General features: G+C 31.4%; 16 protein-coding genes. 1 reads left to right on the forward strand and 15 read right to left on the reverse strand.

The features are described from left to right. The first annotated feature begins 3 nt into the window (after positions 1 to 3). Positions 4 to 360 (forward strand): hypothetical protein, encoded by a 357-nt coding sequence (locus D6200_RS09000; RefSeq protein ID WP_047790294.1) that lies wholly within the window; start codon positions 4 to 6, stop codon positions 358 to 360. A gap of 4 nt (positions 361 to 364) precedes the next feature. Here the strand turns inward: D6200_RS09000 and D6200_RS09005 are convergent, their stop codons facing one another. From D6200_RS09005 to D6200_RS09070, 15 genes are read right to left on the reverse strand one after another with little or no spacing between them, the layout of a single operon-like run. Continuing rightward, positions 365 to 1,186: a hypothetical protein gene (locus D6200_RS09005; protein ID WP_073182591.1), complete on the reverse strand. Its 822-nt coding sequence runs from the start codon at positions 1,184 to 1,186 to the stop codon at positions 365 to 367. 11 nt (positions 1,187 to 1,197) lie between these two features. Then, positions 1,198 to 2,538 carry an ATP-binding protein gene (locus D6200_RS09010; protein WP_083574792.1) on the reverse strand — a complete coding sequence of 447 codons (1,341 nt, stop codon included), beginning with the start codon at positions 2,536 to 2,538 and terminating at the stop codon, positions 1,198 to 1,200. A gap of 12 nt (positions 2,539 to 2,550) precedes the next feature. Next, a complete protein-coding gene (locus tag D6200_RS09015; RefSeq protein ID WP_073182590.1) occupies positions 2,551 to 6,813 on the reverse strand; it encodes a DNA/RNA non-specific endonuclease in 4,263 nt (1,420 codons plus the stop codon). A 12-nt stretch (positions 6,814 to 6,825) separates the two neighbouring features. After that, positions 6,826 to 7,917, reverse strand: a complete 1,092-nt coding sequence (locus tag D6200_RS09020; protein ID WP_073182589.1) for an eCIS core domain-containing protein — start codon at positions 7,915 to 7,917, stop codon at positions 6,826 to 6,828. 24 nt (positions 7,918 to 7,941) lie between these two features. Further along, positions 7,942 to 9,804 (reverse strand): contractile injection system tape measure protein, encoded by a 1,863-nt coding sequence (locus tag D6200_RS09025; protein WP_073182588.1) that lies wholly within the window; start codon positions 9,802 to 9,804, stop codon positions 7,942 to 7,944. Further along, entirely contained in the window at positions 9,804 to 14,915 is a 5,112-nt protein-coding gene (locus tag D6200_RS09030; RefSeq protein WP_073182587.1) for a PKD domain-containing protein, read from the reverse strand. Before D6200_RS09030 ends, D6200_RS09025 begins: the two co-directional genes overlap by 1 nt. A 45-nt stretch (positions 14,916 to 14,960) precedes the next feature. Then, positions 14,961 to 18,161 (reverse strand): YegP family protein, encoded by a 3,201-nt coding sequence (locus D6200_RS09035; protein ID WP_073182586.1) that lies wholly within the window; start codon positions 18,159 to 18,161, stop codon positions 14,961 to 14,963. Further along, a complete protein-coding gene (locus D6200_RS09040; protein WP_073182585.1) occupies positions 18,149 to 21,325 on the reverse strand; it encodes a baseplate J/gp47 family protein in 3,177 nt (1,058 codons plus the stop codon). Before D6200_RS09040 ends, D6200_RS09035 begins: the two co-directional genes overlap by 13 nt. 8 nt (positions 21,326 to 21,333) lie before the next feature. After that, on the reverse strand, positions 21,334 to 21,747 hold the full coding sequence (locus D6200_RS09045; RefSeq protein ID WP_073182584.1) for a GPW/gp25 family protein: 414 nt from the start codon (positions 21,745 to 21,747) through the stop codon (positions 21,334 to 21,336). A gap of 2 nt (positions 21,748 to 21,749) precedes the next feature. Then, positions 21,750 to 22,040, reverse strand: a complete 291-nt coding sequence (locus D6200_RS09050; protein ID WP_073182583.1) for a PAAR domain-containing protein — start codon at positions 22,038 to 22,040, stop codon at positions 21,750 to 21,752. 4 nt (positions 22,041 to 22,044) lie between these two features. Continuing rightward, complete coding sequence (gene vgrG, locus D6200_RS09055) at positions 22,045 to 23,790, reverse strand: type VI secretion system tip protein VgrG (RefSeq protein ID WP_073182582.1); 1,746 nt, start codon at positions 23,788 to 23,790, stop codon at positions 22,045 to 22,047. Further along, entirely contained in the window at positions 23,791 to 24,477 is a 687-nt protein-coding gene (locus tag D6200_RS09060; RefSeq protein ID WP_073182581.1) for a CIS tube protein, read from the reverse strand. It lies immediately after the preceding gene. Continuing rightward, positions 24,477 to 24,638: a DUF5908 family protein gene (locus D6200_RS15310; RefSeq protein WP_164505160.1), complete on the reverse strand. Its 162-nt coding sequence runs from the start codon at positions 24,636 to 24,638 to the stop codon at positions 24,477 to 24,479. Before D6200_RS15310 ends, D6200_RS09060 begins: the two co-directional genes overlap by 1 nt. Position 24,639: 1 nt before the next feature. Continuing rightward, on the reverse strand, positions 24,640 to 25,077 hold the full coding sequence (locus D6200_RS09065) for a phage tail protein (protein WP_047790304.1): 438 nt from the start codon (positions 25,075 to 25,077) through the stop codon (positions 24,640 to 24,642). Next, on the reverse strand, positions 25,077 to 25,523 hold the full coding sequence (locus tag D6200_RS09070; RefSeq protein WP_047790305.1) for a phage tail protein: 447 nt from the start codon (positions 25,521 to 25,523) through the stop codon (positions 25,077 to 25,079). The genes D6200_RS09065 and D6200_RS09070 overlap by 1 nt, the downstream gene beginning before the upstream one ends. Positions 25,524 to 25,558 lie beyond the last annotated feature (35 nt).

Here is a 25,558-nt window from a genome sequence, read left to right on the forward strand (position 1 = left end):
AAAATGCTACCTAGTTATCAAAACAGTATCGACCTATTAACAAATGTAGCTAACCAAAAGTTATATAAACAACTTATAGTTCAACTTAACAAAGATTTTAGTCTAACTGGATTTGATTTAGATTTTTCTGCAAATAGCACCCCTTCTGAGTTAAAAGAGCAACTTCAAAAATCAGTAAAGGAATTAATTTTACATGATTTTAATTCTTATACAAATCTTTTATACCGTATAGATGTTTCTGAAAAAGACACACAAAATATCGAGTCAACAGATATTAATGTATACACCGAATGTCTTACTTTTTTGATTTTAAAAAGAGTTTGGAAAAAGGTTTGGTTTAAAAATCAGTTTACCAAATAAAGCTTTAGTCTGTAATTTCTTCTATAATAGCATCCAAATTATGATTTTCTTCAAAATCGCCCAACCATGTTGCTGTTTCTTCGTGATTTAAAAAACTATTGAGTGCTTCTCGAACTGCTGTTTTGTTTTGTTGTGGTAAATTTTCAATTACTTCTGTTAAGTTACTTAACAAGTGTTTAGGAGAAGTATTTTCTTCATATAACTTAAATGCAATTTTTCCTGTTATATCTAAAAACTTTATATAGTTTGCTTTTGTAGTTATAGGTGTATTGATTCCTAATCTTTCAAAAACTTCTTTGACTACTCCTGAAGTTTGGCGTCCCCAAATACCGTCTACCAAAATTTCTTCTTTATATATATACTTTAAAACTAATTGTAAATACAGTGTTTCTGATTTTGATGTTTGATTATAATCAACAGGTACACTCGTATCAACATGCCAATGATCTTTATGGTTTGGGTAATAATAGTTTAATACAATACCGAAGTGCTTTCTTAAAAAGGACTCTATTCCAAGATATAACTCTTTTTGATGAATAAAATTAGTTGTAACTAAGGTTTCATTACTCCAAAAAACAGCATCTAAATCAAATGCTTTTCCGTGACTATGCTGCCCTGGCTTATCAACAAAAATTCCTGCAGTTGTAATTACTTCAGGTATCCCTAGAGGACAATGCTCAAAAACTTCTTGAAGTGCATTTTCTAAAATACTTAAGAAACTTTCATCAATTGAAAAATTACGTTGTTCTCCTCTTGTTCCATAAGGGTGATTCGTTAATCTGGCATAATGTAGAGGAATACCATTTATATTATTGATTGTTTTCATTATTTCTCTTTTTAAAGTTTGATATTAATTGTTTTTCCTTCTTTTGTATATTCTCTCTTAATACCTTCTATTAAATATTGTTTTTGTATTGTTTCTTTCTTATTAGCAATAGTTTGTAAACATGCATATTGAATAATGTTCACTATATTAGAACCTGTTAAACTAAATTTCTTAGCTAACTCTTCTACGCTTACAGTATCTTCTAATTCAACGTTATCTGGCAAGTTATTTTCCCATAACATTAATCTTTCTGTATAACCAGGAGCTTCAAATTCTATAATATTATTAAAACGTCTGGTAAAAGCTGTATCAATATTGTTTTTAAAGTTTGAAGCCAAAATAATTAGTCCTGGATGCGACTCTATTCGCTGTAATAAATAAGAAACTTCTTGGTTAGCATATTTATCATGAGCATCTCTTACATTTGTTCTTTTACCAAAAATTGAATCGGCTTCATCAAAAAATAAAATCCAATCTTGGTTAATGGATTTATCAAATAACTTGGACAAGTTTTTTTCTGTTTCTCCTATGAATTTTGAAACAACCATTGACAAGTCTACTCTGTAAACATCTTTACCTGTGTATTTTCCAAGTAAACTAGCTGTTAGTGTTTTTCCTGTTCCTGGAATTCCACAAAACAAAACTCTATATCCGGGTTTTATTTTTGTTTTCATTCCCCAATCATTTAACAGTATCTCTTTATATGCTAACCAGTTTTCTATTTCTTTAACATTGTTCAATGTTTTTTCTTGTAATACTAAATCTTCCCACTCTAAATCTGTAGTAATTAAACTTGCAGGAAAATCTTGACTCATTTGTGGTTTTAATTCTTTCCCTGTTAAAAACAAGTGTACATATTCCTCTGCCAAAATTAGCTTACCACTCATTAAAGGCTCTTCTTCAAGTTGCTTTTCAATTCTCAACACCTTATCTCTAAACAATTTACTTTCACTTAAAATAAATTGTAAACCTCTTTCTCTTGAAGCAAAATCATTACCTCCTAAAATATAAAGGGCTGTTTCACCTGTAGGTATAATTCCTCTATGATTTTTCCCTTTTACTCCTCCAAACTCTGGAAACTCACCTCCTTGTGGCAAAAACTCACTAATGATATTGTTTAAAAAATTTGGAAACATGTGAGGTACAAAAGCCAATAGTAATAGAATAACATCTTCAGTTACTAAATTTTTATCATTCATAAAAGCAATCACAGGAGAAGGTACTCCATTGTAGTTTAATTCAAAATTTGGTTGCTTATACCCATTAAATTCACTATCAATTCTATTGGTAATAAAATCTTGCAGTACTTTAAATACTCCTATTTTATTTATTTGATCTACCTCTATGTACATAATTACCTTATTTTATAATTTCTTTTTTTTCGTTCCGTCATTAGCAAATTTTGCTTTATAATTTTCTATAGATGCATCATAGCCTTGATCGGCCCCAATAGATAGCTCTGTACCTTCTCCATTTTTAGAGAAATCACTTCCTAGTTTTTTGTATTTGTCTTTATCGTATCGCTTGTCTTTTTCCATTTCTACACCAATTGTTTGTAGATTATCTCCTTCTACCTCTGTATCGTCTTTAGAAGCAATTCCCTTTGATTTGTATGTAGTATTTAAAAACTGACCTGGTAAGTTATCAATATCCATAGTCATAGCTTGTTGTAAAGCCTTTGTCAAAGTGCTTTTCGCCTTTGCTTTAATTTTCTCATCTACCTTTTTCTTCCCTTTATTGTCTTTACCGAATTCAGTATCTAAAACTCCTTTTAGTTGATTATTAACATTTACATCATCCTTTATTTTTGCAGTAACTTCCATATTAAAGTTTGTTCCTCTAGATTTGAAGAAAGAGGCCAACTTATTCTCAACATGCGCCATTTCTTTTTGATTATACATTGGTGATGATGGATAAATATTCATTGCCGAATTAACTCCTGAACCTCCAAATTGATCTCCAATAATATGAGCATTATCAAATCCTGGAGTACCATCTTTTCCTGCTGATCCTCCATCCCATTTTCCTCTTCCAATTCCATCTGGCTTACTTGACAAATTGAATCCTTTTACTTTTCTAGTTTGTACTTTGTCTGAAATACCTTTTATAGCCTCATCAAAAGTGATATTTATCTCAAATGTTGGACTATCTTCTCCTGCTTTTGCTTCCTTTGCGTCTCCAGCTCTTTTTGTCTTATATTCGGCTGTATATACTCCATTCTTTTCCATTAATTCCATTTCATCTGGAATAAAGTTTCCATGTGCTGGTTTGTAAGACTTGGATTTTCCTTTTTTTAAGACTCCTTCTTCAGCTCCATCACTTTCAATGTATATATTAGGATATGAACCAAATCCTTTTCCTGTTCTAAACTTATAGCTAGAATTTCTCTTATCAAGAATATAAACTTGTTTCTTGTCTATTTTATTAATATCTGTTTTTAATGCTTTGGTAAAAGACTCTAATGGAATACCTTCTTTATCTACCACCTTTTTATTTAAGTATTGATCTAGCAACGGTAAATTATCCTTTTCATCTCCTTTTGCTTGTACCTTACCAGTAGTATCATTAGGTGCTATTTTAATTTTAATATCTACATCGTTATCTTCTTTATCTTTAGCTAATGCATTAAACTTTATATCTAAATTTATCCCTTTTTTTAATTGTGGTTGGTATTTATTTTCTAGGGTTTTAGCTTCTTTCTTTTTTCTTGTATAAAACTTATCAAACGGTTCTCCTTTTTTTGCTTTTTCTCCTAATTTCTTTTCTATCTTACCTACAATCTTTTTATGTTTCGCTTTATCTTTTGCTGTTAATTTTGCTGGTTTTTGCTTTTTATTATCATCTTTTATCTTTTTTGCATGCCCTTTTTTGGGTTTCTTTTTCCCTAAAATCTTATTAAAGATTTTTTTAGCTTTTTTAATAACTTTATTAATGGCTTTGTCAATTTTCTTTCTAACTTTTTTAATTATTTTTTGAATTTTACCTGTAAGTCCTGTTACTCCAACCAAAGCAGCTAAAAAACCTATTAATACTGGTATTGCTTTGGCTAAAGCAGTTTCGATACCTTTTGCTACAGCTTTAACATTTCCTTCTGCTAGCGCTTTAATACTATTTATAAATGCTGTAACTAATTCAAAAATTTGTGCCGCCCTTTCAACAAAAAACTTTACAATATCTATAATCATCATCGCAGCTTTTACAAAAGCTCCTGCTGGACTTAACAAGCCCATAACCCATTTTATACCCGCTTCAATAACTTTAGTGATTATCATATCTCGAATGGCATCCATAACCATTTCTTTGAGATTACTGAACTGTTCTTTTATATACTCCCAGAGCCCCATTACACCATCTTTTCTAACTATCTGAAAAATTTCAACAGCTTTTTCCATACCAGCAACTACGGGCTCTCCTAATAACTTTACCGCTTTACTCCTAAAATAATCCCATGTTAATCCTAGCATTTGAGTTACTAAGCTGAATATTCCTGAAAGACTAAATAAATTATCTGGTAAAGTAATACCCACATTACCTAGTGAACCTGTAAGCCATTCTATTACTCCCTTAATCATGTGTTTTTTGATATTGTTTCCAAAATCAACAAAACCTTGTTTAACCCCTTGTATTAGATTGCTTAAAAACCCTATTGGGTCAGAAATTATAGCTCCTATTGCACTTACAGCTGCTGCTAGTAGATTAAGCAGCATATCCTTTATTTTTAAAATAGTTTTTATAACACCAGCTAATGCATTTAACGCAGCACCAATCCAACCGGCACTTACGCTTTCTTTTATTTCATTAAACTTTTCTTGTAAACTATCAACATTTTCTTTGTATGACTGTGCTAAATCAGCCGCTAATTCTTCCTGTTTTTCATAAACAGTATCTTCTAAATCTGCATACTGGTCATTAAAATCACTATAAGCATCTTCCGCTAATTTCTTTTGCGACTCGTCTAAACTGTCAAATTTCTCTTTTGATTTTTTCTTTCCTTCTGCAATAGCATCTAAAGCTCCATTCAATCCATCAGCTATGATAATTGAAATATCATCAAGAACCGAGTTCATTTTACTGATAAACTTTGCTTTTTCAACTCTAAATAATTTATCTATAGCTTCCGTATCTTCACCAAAAATCCAATCATCTATTACTGTCCATCCATAAATTTCGCCTAAGCCATCTTCAACATTTTCTTCAAAGGTTTTTTGAGCGCTCTCTGCTTCTTCACTAAACTTTTTATCTACATCTTCTGAGAGCTTCTCTAAACTTTCTGTAACTGTCTTTTTTGTCTCTTCATAAATTGCTTCAAATTCAGCGTATATTTTTTCTTGCTCTGTTTTATCATTTGTCTTATTCTCCGTTTGATTAGCTAAAACATTATTCTCTGACAATACTTTAGCTGCTTGCATTTGATCTAACCCCTCTTTACTATTTACAGCCGCTGTTTTTTGAGCTACTCCTAACTGAACTTGTTCTTTTTTTCTATACTTTACTGGCGCTAACTTTGCTTCGGTTTGGGCATTGTTCTTTTCTTCTAAAGCTCCTGTAAATTTAGGTTCATTAGATTTTGCTAATTGTTCATCCGTTACCTTATTTTCAGCCATATAATCGTCTAATGACTGACTTTCTTTTTCCATTGAGATCTCTTGAGATGTCTTAGGTTTTGGAATTGCTGCTTTAGCATTTAATGGTTTTGGAGTATTCCCTGGATTTGTAGGAGGTAATGGAACAGCTTCTACTGTTAGTTGTCCTGAAGCAGGAGCTGGTTTATCTGCCTCAGATTTCATTGGTCCTGCTAACTTATCGCTTTCAGCTGTAACTTGACCTGATATATTTTCCTTTATGCCTTGAATAGGCTTCTCATCTCTAAACTCTTGTGCTTCTTCTGAATTTTTAGGAAGTTGTTTTTCTAAATCATCTAAATTCTTTTCTAAAAGTTTTTTAAACGATTCTGGTGTAAATGGCTCTCTCTTTTTTTCTTCTTCAGAGGTTACTGATAATGAATCTGCATGTGCTTGCTGATCGTTTTTAGCTGATTGTACAGCTGCTGATGGGTGACCTGCTTGCTGCTGTTCACCTACCTTAGCTTCTGGATCTGGATGTTGTGATTTTTCTTCTTTTACCTTTTCTGTTTTTTTTATTTGTTGTTGAAAAGCGGGATCATCTTCTGGCTTTGTTGGTGCTTTAGGTATTTTTTTTTCTTTAACTGCTCCTTCTTCTTTTTTATCTTTTTCTGAGGTTTCTTCCTTTTCTTTTTTTCCTTCTTTAGCTTCTATTTTTACTTGAGTAGTGTTATTACTTTTCGGTTCTGTCACAGAAACACTTGCATCTTTTGCACTATTTTTCACCCCATTAAAAGATTGCTTTTCTGCTACTTTTTTAAGAGTCTCAACTTTATCTCCTCCTTCTTTTTTTTCACCTTTTTCTTTTTCAGAAGCTTCTAAAACTGATGCTTTTTGAGTTACTGACTCTTCTTTTTTTATTTTTTTAGGTTCTTTTAGCGCAACTTCCTCTTGTTTTTTTTCAGGTTTGATTACCTTCATTTCTGGCTTAATAAAAGGTGATGCTTCCTTACTTTTTAAAGAAGGATTAGAAGGTTTTGCTATATTTTGTTTTGCTCTAAACATTACTTATTGTCTTTACTGCCAAATACGGTAGTTTGCATCAAGCTTTAAATGAGATCTTGAATAGATTTTTATATAATAACTATCTCCAGGTGTAACACTAGCTATAGAAAAATTTAATGTACCTGGTATGTTAGGTCCTAATCTTTTACTTCCTATGCAAGTATCCCATATCATACCACATTTATATACTTGCACACTAAAATCTTCTGGTCCTATACTCCCTGATCTATTATAACTTACTGAAACCTCCCCTTTAAGAGCTGAACTAATGGATGGCTTAAACGTTTCTGAATAACACGTATGAATAAAGCCACTTCTACAATTTCCTCTATGAGGTAGTGAATGGGTTGGTGAACATTCAGGATCAGAAAGTTTTTGAATTTTCTTCTGTACCATTCCTTTTTGCTGAATGGTATGTGTTAACTCGTGTGCTAGCAAATATTTTCCTTCTTTGGAGTTTGGATTGTATTTTCCTTTATTAAAATAGATATCGTTTCCATGCGTAAACGCTTGTGCTCCTATTTCTTGACTCATTTGAGCAGCCTCTGAGTGATTATGGATGTTTACACGGCTAAAATCGGCTCCAAAACCTGACTCCATTTCACTTTGTGTTTGTGCATCCATTTTTTGACCTCCATTTCCTCTTTTTAACTTACTTTCAAAAGAAGGTTTATTTTTTGTTGAAGTAGATTTTTCCGTTTTTGACTGCACAGCTTCCTCTTCTTCTTGCTTTTGTACTTTCTCTTCTTTTTCGCAATCATCGCACTTCGATTGTACTGTTTCTTCCTCTTCCTTGCTTTGCACCGCTTCCTCCTCCTCCATCTTTTGAACAGGTTGCTCATCTTCAGCAGTTTCCATTTTTTGTACTAAAGGTGTTACTTCAGAAGCCAATCGTTTTCGTTGAATTTCTTCTTCATTTTCTTTTTTTTGTATTGAATTAGCTTCATTATTATTTCCTACAACTTTATCAGCCATATTATCTGCTTCAACTTCATATTGATCTCCTTTTCTTCCAAATGCTAGCTTCGGCTGAATAAACAAATCCTTTTTTTTATCTTTTGCTTGAACGTTATTAGCTTCTGGTTTTTTATCTCTTTTAAACATGACTTTTAAAGTTTTAATTATATTTTACCAATTCGTAAAGATTAATTCCTTCATCCAAGGAAGTTTACATAAGCTTAAATTCCATGGTAATTTGGTATCTATTAAAATATCTTGTGTTTTTCTTTCAACTGTTAGATTGGGGTTGTCTTTAGTTAAATCTAGTTTTCCTTCTCTTTGTAAATACTCATTACGCAATAGGTCATTTGAAGAGCTTTTTAAAACCGACCAATTTTGAAGTACTGCTCTTAACAATTCTTCTGATCTCTCTTTAAGTTCATCACTCAATACTATATTTCTTTCAATAGAACTTTGTATGGGTAGGTTGCACAAAAACTTTTCAAAAATTAAATTGTTTTCAAACTGTTGTTCTTTTTTAGTTGCTACATAATGTAGTAAGTGAACTGCTTCATTGGGTTTGATAATTTTATTCTCTTTATCTAAAAAACCACATGAATTGAAAAACTGTTTTAAAAAGGGATGTAATAGGATTAGTCCTGCATTTTTTATAAGATGTGATTTAGGCTCGCTTATAACTTCTTTTTTTCTTAGAAAAGTATTTTTTAATGCTTCTTGATGTCTCCTTTTATATTCAGCTCTCTTTTGGTCTTCAGTAATTTTATCCGTTTTTAAGTTTACTTCTTTATTTTCATAAGGATTCTTACTCTTCACTTGCATTTTTATTCTTAATTCCTCTTTTACTTCTTTACTTTTTTCTTTTGATGATGTTTGCTTCTTTAAGGTTTCTTTTTTGTTTTTATTCCCTTTTTCTTCAACTGAAATAGGTAATTTAAGACTGTTTATTTCTTTATTTTTAAATGTTAATTTTTCATCTACAATTTTATTCTTCTCTAGATTTCCTTCCTTAATTATATCTTGACCATGGTTGGTAACTTCAAAGTCTATTTTATTTGATTGAATGGTACTTACTTCTTTATCTTTTTTATGATTTTTATCAAACCCTTCAGAAACTTCTATATTTCCTTCTTTTAGCTTTTGATGTTTTTTATCAACATTTTTAAGTTTATTTTTATCAATTTTAATCCCAAGCTCTTTTAGTTTTTTAACATTAATTTGATTTTTAAATATTGTGCTTTCCAAAATCAATTCTCCTAAAAAAAACATTAACTCTTCTGTATAATCCTTTAGAAATGTTGTTATTTTTAATGTTATTATTTCTTCTCGAACTTCATCTACTATTCTTGAAAAATCATTATTTATTATTGCTTTGATAAAAAATTCCCATATTTTATTTTCTATCTTACGGTTTGTAAAATCAATTTTTTTAATGGTTGCTAGAAATGGTTCATACCCTTTGGGTTTATTAAAAATACTTAGAAATAATATTTGTAACTCGTCAGTCTTAAACTGTTGAATTAATCTATTCTGTTGAACTTGATCTCTTAATGATTTTAAAAAGCGCTCTTCAAAAAATTGACTTTCTGTTATTTCAAACAACATCTTTTTTGTAAAACTTTTCTCTTCTTTTTGATTCCACCAAGCTGTTGTACCGTGTTGCAAAAAGTGAAAAAAAGTATCTAATTTAGATTCTGTTGTAGTAACCTTTTTTATAGTTACTTTGTGCAATTCTGGTGCTTTAAAAATTGCTTTTAGCTTTGTTATAAGTTGTTCTTTTATTTCTCTCTTTGTGCTGCTATCGTTTATAGATGTATTGCTATTAGATATATTAACCTCAATATTTAAATTTTCTATTTGTTGAATGTTTGCTTCATACTCGATTTCTTGAGAGTTAAAATATTTTTCTATTTCTGGAAATACTTCTTTCTGTAAAAAGTTTTCGATAGTATTTTTACACTCTTCTGCTACTTTTTTACTTTTCGTATTTACCTCAACAAATGCTTTTTGTATGGTATGTTCTAGGGCAGCCATTATGCGGTTTGTATTAAGTTTTCTTTTATAAACTTAGATATGTATTCGGCTTGAATTTCTACTGAACATTTTCTTAAAAACTCTAATAAAGCTTCTTCTTTTTTTATTTGTCCTTCCGTAAACCCTGTGTTAATTTCAATTAACAAATCTAGGAGGTCTTGTTTGATTTCATCTGACTCTAAAACTGTTTGCTTTTGACAATGAAGAATATTAAAGAATAATCTTACCTGTGCTTTATAATATTTTACAAGTAACGCTCTATTATCAGCGTTCTGTAAAGAAAGCATCCACGTATTATTTAATAAATCTAAAAACAGTTCAGTTAATTGATTGTTGTTTTTTCCTGTTAAATAAGAATTGCTTTTATCGTCTATTATTTTTTTATATATATCATTTGTAGGAACTACTACAGTCATGTTAACCTTACTTCCAACAATTCCATCATTCATACTAAATTTATTCGATTTATAGTAATTGTCAATTGCTCCTTTTGTTATTTCCTCACAGGTTTTATCTTGTATTTTTTCTATTTCTATAACATCTGTTGTTGTATGCTCTCCGCACTTACTTGCTACCGTTAAAGAGACTTTTACTAAACCTCCATCAAAATTGCTCAGGTCTTCTGTTATTGTTGTTCTTTTTATTTGAGGTTCTCTTTCAACTCCATTAATTACCCAAACATACTCGTCTCCCTTTTCTGAAGTATTTGTTAATGATACTATTCTAGTTTTTGAATCAAAACTATGTGTAAAACTTGCTTGTGGTGTTGCTGTAAGGTTAATTGTTTGTGTTACAAATGTTCCTACAATACCAATACTTACAGTTCCTGAATTAGTTAGTCCAGAATTAGCTGGTACAAACTCCCATAATTTTGTTTCTTCATTAAACTTTACATTTCCACCTGTGAGTTGTACTCCTTCAATTTTTGGTCTTACTGCAACAGGATAAGGCTCTTTATCACTTAAACAAAAAGTGGTTGGTATGTTTATTGTAAACTCTGGAAATGCAATAGTCTTTGTAAACTTTGCAGTTGAGAAACAGTCATTACCATCAGTAATTGTAAGTGTTACTGTATATGTATTTTCTATTCCTTCTTTAACTAATAATTTAGGATTAAAAAGTTCAGCTCCCGACTCAATACCATTTACACTCCAATTGAATTTTAACCCTTCTGGTTTTACTCCTTCTGGAAGGATAGCTTCGAAAGCTGCTTCATAAAATAATTGTCCATCTTTCCATATAAATCTCGATTCACTTCTTTCTGAAATACTTATTTGCTTAACTTCATGAATCGTGATTCTTGCATTGGTTGTTTGCCCATCTTCTAAAAACTCAATTATTTGACCATAATTTTCAAAAACTGCTACATCAACAACTAGTTCATTGTTTTCAATCGTTACTCCATTTATGGCTCCATCTGCAATGGTTATTGTTCCATTAACATTCGTAAATGGAATTCTTGCTGTTTTTTCTTTAGTAAAATCGATACAATATGATGGTTGAATAGCTAATTCAGATGGTGTTAGTGTATCAAATTTTATTGGATTTATAGGTATTTCTTTCGAACATGGTCCTAATGAAATTTTCAATCCTGGGTGTATCTCATTGTTTATATCATCAATTGGCAATCCATAATTTTGAAAAACTTTATTATTTATAGGTGTACGTTCCACTCTAGTACCATCTCCCATAAAGTCCCAAGAGTACTTGATGTTATTAAAGAAATTAGCATTTACAAAATCAGTGTCTTTCCAATGTAACACATAGGTTACTCTTGCTTTCGATTTATTCTCATTATATTCAATAGGTTGTTCTACTTCAACTAATAACTCTAATGCTGGATATACAATAAGTTCACAATCTGTAGGCTCATCATTAACCATAAATTTAATTGGTTTACCTAATAAACTTTTATCTATTTTAGTTACATCAATTTTCCATCTTTTATCTTCTTCATCTAAATAAACTCCTGACTCCACACCTTCAAACACATTTGCTTTTACTTCTCCATCTAATGGTCTTACAGTAAATAATAAAGAGTCAATTTCTATATCTTTTTTCAAACAAATAGTACTTACTGGCAAGCTTAAAAATGGTGGCTCTTTAGGAATTATGAAATTCACTGGAGCACAATCTGAACAACACATATACGGTAGCGAAAAGTCTGCTACAACCGTGTTTTTTAACGTTTCGTTTTCACGAATTACTTCGTTTTCGTCGAAATACAATCGCTTGTTGGTTTCTAAAACAACAGGATTATATAACTGTAAAAAGTATTTGTTTTTAGGTACTAAATGGTCTTTAATAGTAATACGAATTCCTACAGAACCATCTTCGTTTATAACTGTTTCTTCAGCTTTTAGAGTTTTAGACATTCCTGTTTGAATCCAAATCCCATTTAAAAAAGCTGAAAAATTACTAACTGTTTCTGCTAATGTTTCACCTACAAGCACTATATTGTTACTAATATATCTTGCATGTGCTGTTTTGAAATAATTCGCATCTACAAATGAAAACTCTATAGTTGAACTTTTATCCCATAGCTTTATTATTCCTCCATTTTTATAACTAATCTCATCTTTACTGATAGCTAGATCTTTCGAGTTTATAAACTTATTTGTAATGTCTGATTCTTTATCTGAAGTTATTGGTTGATTTTTAAATACGATGTTTAGCACTACATCATCAAACGTGTTTTTATCTACTGCATTTTCGGTAACGTATACCATTACAAAAGTTCCTCCTGGAATAACTCCTGCTTTATGTTCAAGACCTGGATGTTGTTTTACAAATTCTGAAAGTTGTATTCTTTCTAGAATCTTTTTCTTTCTTTTTTCTATTTCTAAAAGTAGTGTTTCTAACTTTTTTCCTGAACAACAAACAATAGATAATTGGTTAATTAATAAACCTAAAATTTGTTTGGTTGAAACTTCCAATGAGGTACTGTTGTACTTTGCTTGTAGGTTTTTTACTTTCTTACAAAGCTCTGCTATTGTCAGTTTATAACTTGTTAGCACAAGACTATCTATATCTCTTATATTTAATGGTATTTTTGTGTCTAAAATATACGTATGAACTAAGGTTTCTGTAAGGTCTGTTAATATAAAATCACTAAGCGTTGGTTCTTCTTTCCAAACTTCTTTTTCTTTTATAGCCTCGGTTTCTTTATTCAATTCAACAATAATATCACTTGCGGATCCTTCTTTATTTTTACCTATTACACGATCTATTAAATAGCCTATTGAGTCTTCATCTTTCGTCAAGTTTTCTTTTACAATATTTTCTTTATTAATCAGATAGTCTTGGTATTTATTTAAAACAGTTTTATTGTATTTATATATTGTTTCTCGTTTTTTAGTTTCTTCCTTAGAAAGAAACTTCATTTTATTTATTACTTCTTTGTCCATAAAAGCAGTGTCCGCTGCTACTTCTTCAGTTGCACTTATTCTTTTATCTTTTGATGGAATTAACCTATCCACTACTATGTTAACCTTTGGATTGGTTAATTTAAACGCTGAAAATGTTTTACTTACTTCTGATAAAATGCAATTTTGTTCTGCTCTCCATGCGTTTAACAACATTTTTAAATCTTCAAACTCACATTCATAATTATTAATGTTGATGTTTTGTTTCGTAGTATTGATGGAAAGTGTTTTCACATCAAAATTTAATCCGTATTTTTTTTTATCGTCCAAAATTTTCGCTAGTGCTTCGCGATACATTTTTCCTTGATGCCCTTCAATTCTATAAAAATCATTGTTATCAATGTTGTATGATAATGGGTTTTGAATTGCTTCTGATTTTTTAAGATTCTCTTTTTGATAGCTTAAATTTTGGTTGTCTCTATAATTTTTTGTTTTGTTAAAATCCCAATTCTTTAAAAACTGTGAAGAAACGTTGTAATAAAAAGGAATTGCTTTGTCGCTTAAAGGAGTATATGCTTTTGATGGGGTTATTACCACATCTTCTGATTTTGTTTTTCCTATATAATTACTCGAAATAGCAATTGCTCTATTAATTAACAACTGTATTTTTTGAAGGTTTTCATTTTCATGACCTACAATAGTTGATTTATAAAATCGGTGACGTAATTCTGGATATGCTGTTTCTTTTTCCAACTTTCCTAACATTACATGCTTTGGAAAAGCTCCTATATTTGGACAACAGTTTACATTAATATGAAGTAAAAGTTCTTTAATTTCATTATACGTATCTACCAAATCTTTGATAACATCGTACCTGTATTGAAAATCTAATGGAATAGCAAACGGACTATAATTAAATAATGCTTTTATTTTAGTAGTTATTGATGATTTTTGAAATTTTGAGAATATCGTATCAAAACCATCAATTAAATCTACACTTATACTTTTGTCTTTAATTACACTATCAAACTGAGCTTTTAATTCTGAAAATGTTTTGGTGTTTTTCTCATTTAACACCACTCTTTTTGCTTTTACAACAGGTAACTCATCATTAATTTTATACCAATTGTGTTTTAAAAAAATAGTGTCTTTTGATGCAATAGCTTCTAAGTCTTCAATACTTATAAGTAATACTCGTAGCTTATTAATCTGCTCGATACCTTGATTATCACATGTTAGTTTATTACATAATACGTCTTCGTTTGGATATTGTTCGAGATACAATAAAACAGCCATTTTTTGTATCTCTGGAAACTCAATTAAAGGGGTATGCGACTCATTTTCTTCACTATGTAATTCCCATAAATTATATTGCTTTTTTTGAGTATTTCTAAAACGCTCGTATTTGCCATCGGTATCCTCAAATTTTTTGTAGAATGAAAACTTTTTTGATTTTATGTTTTCTTTTATTAAATCAAAAAACTGAATTAAATCTCCATCAGTAGTTACCGCTGCTCCTTGAGTAATTTCAATACTCGACACCGCTGTTTTATCTATAGTAAATTTTGGAGTTACCTCAAACCCACAGGCTATTCCAACACCACTTAAACCTAGTCTCGACAAACGGTTTTGATCTTCAAAATAGTCGATAAATGTATTGAGTTGTGTTTCTGTTAACACTTGATTAGCATTAAACTTACTATATTCAGTTGTAATTTCTCTTAGTTTCAGATTAGTCGTTTCCATACGTATTATGTTTTGGCTGTGTTAATAAATAAACACGTACTATTTTTATGAGTTTTCTTCGTTATTATTTTCTTTTTCTGATTGTATGTTTCCTATACTAGATTGGTTTAGTATAATTCTTCCTTCTAATGCTTCGTCTTCTGCATTACAATCGGTTAATCTCCCTGATGGATAGATAGTATTTAATTGCTGTATAGCTTGTATTAAATCTAACAGCTCGTTATTTTCTACAGGTTGTTTTTGTTCTAAGTTTGTTTTTGTATACAAGTATGTTTTGTATGCGTTTTCGAACTGTAACAAATCGTTTTCTTCATCTGCAACAGTTCCTTTTCTCTCTCCTACCCAACAAATTCTCGGTAAAATGTGAGATGGAAGTTCTTGCCTGATAACATCTTCCATATAGCGTCTAAAATCTGGGTTTGAAAAACGATATGTATATCCTGGTAAAACAATACTGACTCTATAAGAATAAGGATCAATCGTTCCACAATCTTCACAATCTTTTGCACAAATAGGTAGGAAGTTTTCTATTTTGTTACTCGTGTTTTTTGGTCGTAAAATCATCTGTTCTTCATTATAAATCCCTTTTTCTAAAAAATCTTTTTTTAGTAGGCAGAGAAGTTTCTTTAAAGCATTCTTTAATGCGTTCCTATTTTCATATTCACTTGACTTTGCAAGACTCGATTCACTGTTATCTTCATGCTTTTCACGGTTAACTATATTAAACCAATATTTTACAGAATTTGGTTGTTTTGATAATGTAGCATTATGGATTCTTATGTACCCAACTCTCTTTTTATCTACAATATCTTTTTTAAATGCTCTCTCTAAATCAATTTCTTTTATTTGTAAAACTTGCTGTGTAATTAAATAGAAACCTTCTACTGCAATTTTTTCACTTGCATAGTTTTCTTGGGCTGATAACAAGATGTTTCCATCATTATCTCGTAATTTCCATCGATAGGTATTGCTTCCTTCTATTTCTTCGTATATTTCAACATAAGACTCTGTAACATCTGGGCGCAATAGCATATGCTCTACTAAAAACATTCCTTCTTCTGTGAAATCTTTTTTTAGAAAAGAAATTATCTCTAACAATGCTTCTTTTAAATCATTGATGTTAGTATAGTATTTGTATTGCTTTGCAATGATGTAATCAGAACTACTCTTTGGCTTTTCTGGATTGATAACATCAAAAGAATACTTTACTGGAATAGAAGGTTTTGATGGTGTAGATTTATGAATTCTTATGAATCCAATTTGCATATTATTTGTAATACCCTCTTCAAAAGCTTCCTTTATATCTTTTTCCTTGGTTTGCACAATTTGTAATACTGCAAAATATAATTCTTCAATAGCTAAAACTTTTTTAGCATAGTTTTCAGTTGCTGATAGTAATATGTTTCCATTAGTATCTTTTAATCTCCATCTATATGTGTTACTACCCTCTGATACTTCATAAATATCTACACTGGTTTCCGTTAAATATCTTCTTCTCTCATTGGAAACCCCCATTAAACGTGCTATTCGTTTTTGAAATCCAGATACGTTATTTGTATACCATAATTTATCTTGGTTTTGTTTGTAATAGTTAAAAGCAAGCCCTTTTTCACTACTAATCACTTTATAATCTTTTAAAAAGGCTTCTTTGTTTAATAGTACAATTTCATCAGTTGCTGTTCCATACAACGCTTTCATAATAAATGTGTATTCTCCAAATCGTTCTGCAAAACGCGCTAACAAATGATCTAAAATAGAATTTCTGCGTTCCACATTGTTATCAAACTGATTGAATAAAAGCTTTGTTAATTCATCATCATTTGATTGTGGATATTCACTTATAAGCTCATCAAAATCTTTAATGTCTTTTATCGCTTGTGTAAAAAATGTTCGCGTTTCTTGTCCGCTAATAGACAATAATGTTTTTACTTCTGATAAGTGTTTGAAATAGGTTGCTAAGATTTGATCGAAAAATGTTAGATAGGCTTTTAATTGTTTTGCTTTTGCTTTCCTTTCATTCGTAACATGTACGGCTAATCCTTCTTGACCGATTCCATAAGTATCCGGGAAATCATTTTGAATAGTAGTGTACTCGTTAGCTCCTATTGAACTTCCTTTTGGCAACGATAAAACCTTGTCTTCATCTGCTATTTGTTGCGATTCTATTTCATCTTCTTTTAATTGTTTTAAATACTCATCTACTCTATCATAGTTTAAGTTGAGAGGAAGGAATCCTTTGCTAAAATTAAACGTACTCTTTTCACATAACACAGGTTTTTTATCAGGGTCAATACAAACTACCCATTTATTTTCTTGGACTATATTTTCATCACAAAAACCTACAGAGATGTCTTTAATTAATTTTACCCCTTCAATGTTCATGATAATTTTCATCACATCTGAAAGGCGCACTTCTTTTCTCAATTCTGCTTTTTTCAGTTCTTTTACATCTATAAATCCATTCTTTAAAATAGGTCCATCAAAAACCTCATCAGTTGCATACCCTTTATCTAGCATTTGCTGAATTGAATAGAACTTTAAAGATGGAGATAGGTAGTTTTCTATTTGGAATAAAATATTAGCATATACCCACTCTTCATCTGCTTCAGGAATTACATCAACATTAGCACAAATAGCAATCGGTTGCGTGTCTACTTCTTTTATTTCTATTAAATCTTCACATAAATTTCTATTCTCATGATAAGCTGTTTTGATATTCGGAAAAACCTGCTCTTTTGTATAACCTTCTTCTAAATCAACTAATAGAGAATACAATCCTTTTAGCTTAAAATCTTTTTGAAATTCTGGTAGAATGTCTTCAAACTTTTTATAGCTTAATTTGTTATTCTTGCAATCAACAAACACTTGTTTGTCATAAATTCGTAGCCAACAATTTTTTACTCCTTCTAAATCAATAAACAATTTTCTATAGTCTAATTCATTGACTGGTTTGGTTGGGAAAATTTCTGAAGCTTTGTAAAATTGTGCTTGTAGCGATAAATTCGAATCTTTGGATGCTAATAAGTTTTCCAATGGTGTATCAATACGCATTCCTAAATCCGTAATGGCATAACACAACATTTCCAAAATAGTAACTCCTGGATCATGTGAATTGAAGTCAGTCCATAACTTACCTCCTAATTTTTCCAAATAAGAGATTCCCTCTTTTCTTAAAAAAGAAAAATCTAAGTCATCTTTGGTAGATATATTCTTTGGTATATTGATATGTTCATTTATAGCTGACATGTTTGTTCTATGATTTTTTTAGTTCCTTTACAGGTAGTTAATACAGTACTTACATTATGTGTTTTAGCAGATACTAATATTGATTTTGGATTACTTGGTTCTATTTTGTACACCTTGGCATCACCATTCATGGTTACATTCTGTAAATAATCTACATAAGTCAGTTTTTCTAAGTAGTCAATCAATATGCTTTTGTGCAGCATAATCCCGAAGGTTACTTCTTTGGTCTCGTCAAACGCCCAAGGTGATAGGAATTTTGTGATGTCAGTTTTTAGCTGCTCTGTGTAATAGTTTTCATCATATCCTTCATAAAAACTAACTTCTAAACCAATCGTTATTTCTTCATAATTAGGATTGATAACTTCAGCATTTACATGCAAGGTGTTTAATGAATTGATATAATTCGTAACACTATTTAAAGTAGCTTTGCTAACTCTTGGTTGATAAATATCAAATACATTTTTATTTACGGTATCTGGCACCACAATTAAAGTAACATGCCCTGCTGCTGTAAAACTTGTTTCTGAAGTATGATTTAAACACTTCACTTTATAAATTTCAGGGAACTCCTGAAGAATTAAGTGTTCATAATCCCATAAAGTTATAGCTCTGTTTTTGTGACGTAAACGCTCGCTTATTCTTCTATAAAAATTAGCATCAGATTCTTCTGTGCTTCCTCCAAATGCATTGTAAGGCTGTGAAACTGATTTTATTTGCGGAATGCGTGTCACCATTTTTTTGATGGTCTCACAAGGCAACCCGTTTTTTAAATGGCTTACCTCATTATCATTATTTTTGAAGGTAGCCAATACTGCTTGAGCGTGAATTCCAATTGCTTTACATACTGCATCATATGACTTATTCATCTGGGCTCTAATCCAAGTATAGCCTGATGGTAATAATGTATTATTTGAAGTAGCTTCTTTAGGTATTGAAAACGTAACAATTCCTGATTTTAAGAAGTTGTCTGTATTATTAGAAATGATATTATTCTCTAACGTTTTCCATTTATTATTACATAATATCGACCAATTTATCTTTTCGTTTTCTCCAAAACTTTCTACTAGTGGGTTTTCACTTCCTACTAATACTTGGATTAACAGTGAAAGATTTTGCTGAGGCTCTACATTTTCTATTCCTAAAAATAAGTGACCTCCTACACAGTATTTTGGCACTAGTGTGGTTTGAATAACATCTTTATCAAAAAGATCTACAATTCCTTTTTCTTCTTGTAAATACTTTTTTTCTGCGTAATTTTCTTCATGTTGCCCAAAAGGATGTTCATGAAACAGTTGAATACGATTTCCTTCTAAATCCATTTTTTCCAGAAGCATCGTTTCTTCTGCTGAATAATTTACAGAAATTGATTCAACCAAAGGAGTGTAAGGTTCATTAGGAAAAATAATATCTTTATCATTTGCACTTACTGCTAATGCATAAAGTTTAGAGTATAATTCGTGTAAAAAGGATTGCTCTAAACTAAGTTGTAAGGCTTCTGCTTTTCCTATTTCATAAGCATTTGCATTATTTTCTACTTCAAACTCTGCCGTATAGCTTACCTCATCAGTTTCTTCATCTATCTCTTTTATAAAGAGATTTTTTATTTCTCCTACAGTTTCATTGGCTTCTCCCGCAACGTGTAATAATCGTTTTTCTACTTTAAAATGCGTTTCATTATTCACCAATAAGGCTCTTTCATCTATATTTTTATTGAGTACATCAATATATTTATTGATTGATGAATAGTTTGATGATGTTACATATGCTTGATACCATTCTTTAAAATCTTCTGGAGTATTTTTCCAACGTAGATTTACTTTAAAATCTTTCCATTTTTTTGAGAAGGCTTCTTTATAACTTACACTAAAATTAGATCCTTCAATAGGGCGTGTAGTAAAAGGGTGAAATGGTTTTTTAGTTCTTACCACTCCATTATCATTTTCAACAATTGCTGATTTTACTCCTTTAACATCTGTTTTTATAGTTACTTTTTCAAGTATATTACCTGCCAACAACCTATAAAAATCATATCCTTTCGTGTTAGAAACATCAAAAACAAAACGAACTAATGGATATAATGTATCGTATTTTTCAAGTAAAAACTCTTCATTATATGCTACCAACGCTTCTGAATCAAGTCCTAATGTAAATGTAAAACTTACTTCATTGGTAATTTCCAAATTACCTTCGTTCACATGGTTAATTGCGATTAATGTTGGTGTTATCCATTTTTCATTTCCACTTCCAAAAAGCTGAATGGTTGGGATTAATTCACTTACCTCAAAAGATGATTCTTCAAAATTGTTTTTAAACTTAATAGTAACCGTTACTGTTCTATCTCCTTCTTGTAACCACAACATTGGTGAAGCAATAGAAAACCCAAGTTCAGCATCTGGCAACTCAGTAGCATTCTTTTCACTTGCTGGATACCCAAAAGGGTACCAATATGGTTCGTCTTCTGGTAATTCCTCTTCAATCCCATCTTTCGTATTTGCTACCTCACTTACTTTTATCTTTTTTAATTCTGCTGTGTTGTTGTTATAAATTGTTTTTATAACTCCTACTGATGCTTTATTAACAATTAACTCTTCTTCTGTTTCGTATACTAACGGATTCCCAAGACTGTCTTTTTTCGCATCCAATAAAGTGCCTTCTTCTATTCGTTCATCCGTTATTTTTTTAGCTAGTTCAAAAATTACATGTGCTTGATCTGGAATTGGTTCTCTTTTTTGAACTTGAAGTATTTCTTTGTAATAAAAATCTAAGTGACGTTTGGTTAAATTGTTAAATCGTTCTTTTGAATGTTCTAATAACTTTAAAAAACATACGAATAAAGTTAAATGCGGACTTAATTTTCCTTCTTGGGTATACCTCTCAAGAGTTGTCTGAATATTCTCTTTTAATTTATTGTACTCTCTTGTTCCTCTAAAAGGGATAGTTGATGTGGTTAGTTTTTTGAAAAAATGTTGCCAATCTCCTGAAGCTACTTCGTGATTTTCTGTAGGAAAATAATTTAGCTTTTTGGCAAAATTATAGGCAAACAATATCCAATCTTCTATAGTAAAATCGTGAAGTTCGAAATTTTCAGGATTCAATGCTTCAATGTATCGTAGCTCTTGACCTGTTCCACTTCGTTGTAATATGTTAGATATGATTTTACTCATGATGTATCTTAGTTTATATCGGTTCCTTCTCCTTTATAAAAAGGGAAAACCACATTGGTTCTACTATTCGTAGCTCTAATTCTATATTCAATTTTTATAATCAACATTCCTTCTAAAGGATCTGTTTCTGAAACATCAATATGAATCACATCAATTCTTGGTTCGTGATATAAAATTGCTGTTTCTATTAAATCTTTAGCATAGGTTATTAGCGTTCTATCTAACTTTTCAAAAAGAAGCTCTTGTAAGTTGCAACCGTAATTAGGAAGCATAACACGTTCTCCTAATCGAGTAGTTAACAATATTTCCAAGCTACTTTTAATGTCTTCTTCTTCAGAAATCATGACAACTTCGCTTAGATCTTTTGAAAACTCTGGTGGAAAATCCCAACCTATTCCTAAAAATGCTTTTTTATTTTCCATTATTATCCTATTAAAACTGTTGGTTCTCCTAGTACGATAGTACCTCCATGTGCTGTACTATCTCCCATTCTTGCAGCTGGCATTCCACCTATTAATACGGTTCCTGAACCCATTACTATACTATCAGGTGGTCCAGTACATGTTGCCATATCACCTACTCTAGCTGCGGGTAAACCTCCAATTAATACGGTAGGCTCTCCTGCGGGTAAAATTGGTCCTCCAACGTGAGGTACAACTCCTGTAACCATTGGACACACGTGCATGTCTGTTATTCTTGCTGCTGGGTTTCCCATTTTTTTAATTTATTTGAACTAATGAACCTTTTAAAACAGCTATAGCACTTGTTGAAACTTCTGCTCCAGCACTCCCTTCTGCTTTAAATTCTGCATTGGCTGCTATACTCACATTAGTTCCTTCAATAGTTACGTCTCCTGACGCTTTCAATGAAATATCTCCGGCACTTTCCATTGATATTCCATCGCTGTTTATCGTAATTATATTAGAGTTATCATCTTCAATCGTTATGGCTCCTTCATCTTCATCCAGCGTAATCATTTTTCCTGCGGGTGTTTCAATGGTGATTATTTTTTTGTCGTCATCAAACAACACCTTCATTTCACTTCTTGTAATGATTCCTTTTTCGTGATTATCATCGGTTGCTGTGATTGGAGATGGTTTTGCGCTACTGTGCAACATTCCTAAAACAATGGCATCGTTAGGGTCATCATTGATGAACCCTACAATAACCTCATCACCTATTTCTGGTCGGAAATAAATACCTCTATTTTCTCCTGCATCTGGCGAAGCAATTCTACACCAAATACCTTCTTCTTCGTTATTTACAATAGGTATTTGCACTAAAATTCTATCTTCTCCATCAGGGTCTTCTTCTAATTGAGAAACAATTCCTACTTGTAAACCTTGAATAGCTGGTAATAATCCTGAAGCTGGTTTTGCTGAAATTTCAAAGGTTTCAGAAAACCACTCTGTTGATAAGCCAAATTGTGCATTGGCTACCCAATTTCCTTCTGAAATAACATGTTGAACTCCCGTTACATATACATTTCCGTTAAATCGGTCTCCTACTCCTTCTAGTTTTAAAATGGTATTTGGTTTTACCGATGGGATTCCTTGGAACTTTACACGCCCTCTTACTTTTGCCAATTGTTGAAATAACCATTTAGCATCAGCCCAATCTTGTAATTCGGTATCGGCTACCACACCACCGTGTCGTAACTCCATACTTTCTAAACCTATTGTTTTGTTTAAGTCTGAAACCGATAAGTTTCCGTTTAAACTTACATTTGGATCTTTTCCTTCAATTTCTATTACTTCTTGGTCAGCATGATTCCAACTATAAGCTGCTACTTTTTTAACTTGATGACGTGCGTCTATTTCTGCATCAAAATCTAATAAGGAACTACCGAAGGTTACGGTTTCAATTTCTGACTGACTTACATTGGGTTTGGCTATGGTAATGGTTCCATCATCAACAAAACACAGTTTCCCATTTGCTTGGGCTCTTGAAACTACAAAATCCCAATCTGACGCATTGTATTGTACTAATTCTGCATGGTTATAATTGGTAGCCTCTACATCTTTAGATAAACCATATTTTCCTATAATTTCTTCAAAAATGTCGCTATCGGTACTTTCATAGAAGTATTTGCTTTTTCTACCTACGGTCATTTTTACCGCTTCATCTTTACATTCAACAATTAACTGTGCTGAACTGGCTCTAATTCTTAGATTATGTTTGATAACAATTCCCTTGAAAATGGTTTCTTCATCAGAATGGTAACCTGCAGTAATTTCAATTTCTTTTCCAGGAATTAACAACTCTTCATTACTTAATTTAAAATCTCTCTGTGAGGCTTCTCCATCAATTAAAATAATTTGAGCCGTTGGTATTTTATTTACTTCTTTTGAAACAGTAATATTTTTCACCTCATATTGTTTGGAAAGTTCTTCTCCTTCAATCAAGATTTTAAAAGTGACTAAATCTGCACTTTTTGAAGTTTGTATAGTTCCTGTATTATTCATTTATGCGAATTTTTGTAAGGGTGGAAAAAAAATTTCTTGACCAGGTTGTAATTTTCTGAACTGCATTATTTTATTAACACGAGCTACTTCTATATAATACTTGGAGTCTCCATAAATACGATGACACATAAGTGGCAAAGTGTCTCCTGATTTTACTTTACGATAATGTGTTAAATCTGGTGATTGATTATTTTCCCTTGCTACTCTTAAATCATCATCAACAGTACCTTTTACCTTAAGCTTTGCACTGGCACGTAATGGTGTTCCATCTGGTGCAAACAATTTATATTCTATAGAAAGATCGACTAAAGAGCCTTTAAAAAGGAGAGCTCCCCATTTAATCATTAAATAGTTAGGTTTGTGCTCCTCTCCTTTATATTCGAATACAATTTTTTTGAATGCTTCTATTTTATCTATGATTCCATATTTTAGATCACTTTTTCCATCAATGGCTCCACTACTATCAAATAACAAGTCTAAATCTAATTCTTGAGGAGGTATTCTTGTAAACTTAGGCTGAGAACCACTTGTACCTTGCCCTTGCTCTTCAGTATATTCTGGCTTATAAGCAATCATATACTTTTCTGGGTTTATAAGTGTTGTAAACTCTCCATTGGCTACTTCATCCTTAAACTTATCGTCAGAATAGGCCTTTATTACTAATTTTTTTAACTCTCCTTGACTCATTATCGTTGTTTTTGCCTTTCAAGAATATCCATTACTTCTTCCACACATGCTGAAACTATAGCTGCAGTATTTCCGTTTTTTGATCCACTAGTTTTTCCTTGTGATTCTGATTTCTCATCCACATTAATCTTGATATGTAGTTCTTTGATGGTAATAGGCATCTTATACTATTTTAAAATAATTATAGGTTAACTCAAGTGTTTCAATAACCAGTTTACTTTCTTCAGCGTTAAAGTCACCTACATTCCATTTTACAGGATATGCATGTTTTACATTCCAAGTTTGTATGGCTTGTTCGTCTTCTCCTAATAACATTACATTGATGTTTACGGGTTGTATTTCAAAGTTTCCTAAAGCTTTTTTACACCACTTGATTACTTCCGAGTCTACAAGCATCCCTCTTTTCAGTACTAAATTTGGGTATTTGGAACGTACAGGTATTTTGTGTTTGAATCTATTTTCTCCTCCTTCGGCTATTTCTTCAGTTTCAAGGTCTACCGTGAGACCTGAAACTGATTGAAATGAGTTGTCGCCGCTTGAAGTTGAGATATCTTCAAACTCTACTTTAAAACTAAATCCTACTGGTGGATGATAGCTCATTACGATGACATTTTTAGCTTCTCAATTGCCCATTCAGCAGTTTCAATGGCAATTTCATTACCATCAGCTTTTAAATCTGTAGGCTGTACTTTAGTGATATAAGCATTCTGAGCTTCCCATACTACTGCTGGTTGCCCTGTCTCATCTAATAACTTGATGGTTAAGTCTCCTCTAAACTGCTCACCTCCTTCTTGGAAATAAACTGTTTTAGCCCATTGCTTGTAAAACTGTTTACTTTCATCTACAAAGGTTCCTCTCTTCATAGTAATGTTACTATACTCGAACAAGCCTGGTTGTTTTGATTTGTGGTACTCTTTATCTGCTCCTCCACGGTATTCTATTACTTTATTATCAAAACTTAACCCTGATACTTCTGTACAATTAAATTTCGTATCACCAAAGGTTACCTCGAAGGAAAACTTTGGCATTGGATATGATTCTGCCATGATTCTTTATTTTTTATTTATATTTTTTTGGTTAG

The sequence above is a fragment of the Tenacibaculum mesophilum genome (assembly GCF_003867075.1).
Lineage (GTDB): Bacteria > Bacteroidota > Bacteroidia > Flavobacteriales > Flavobacteriaceae > Polaribacter > Polaribacter mesophilus.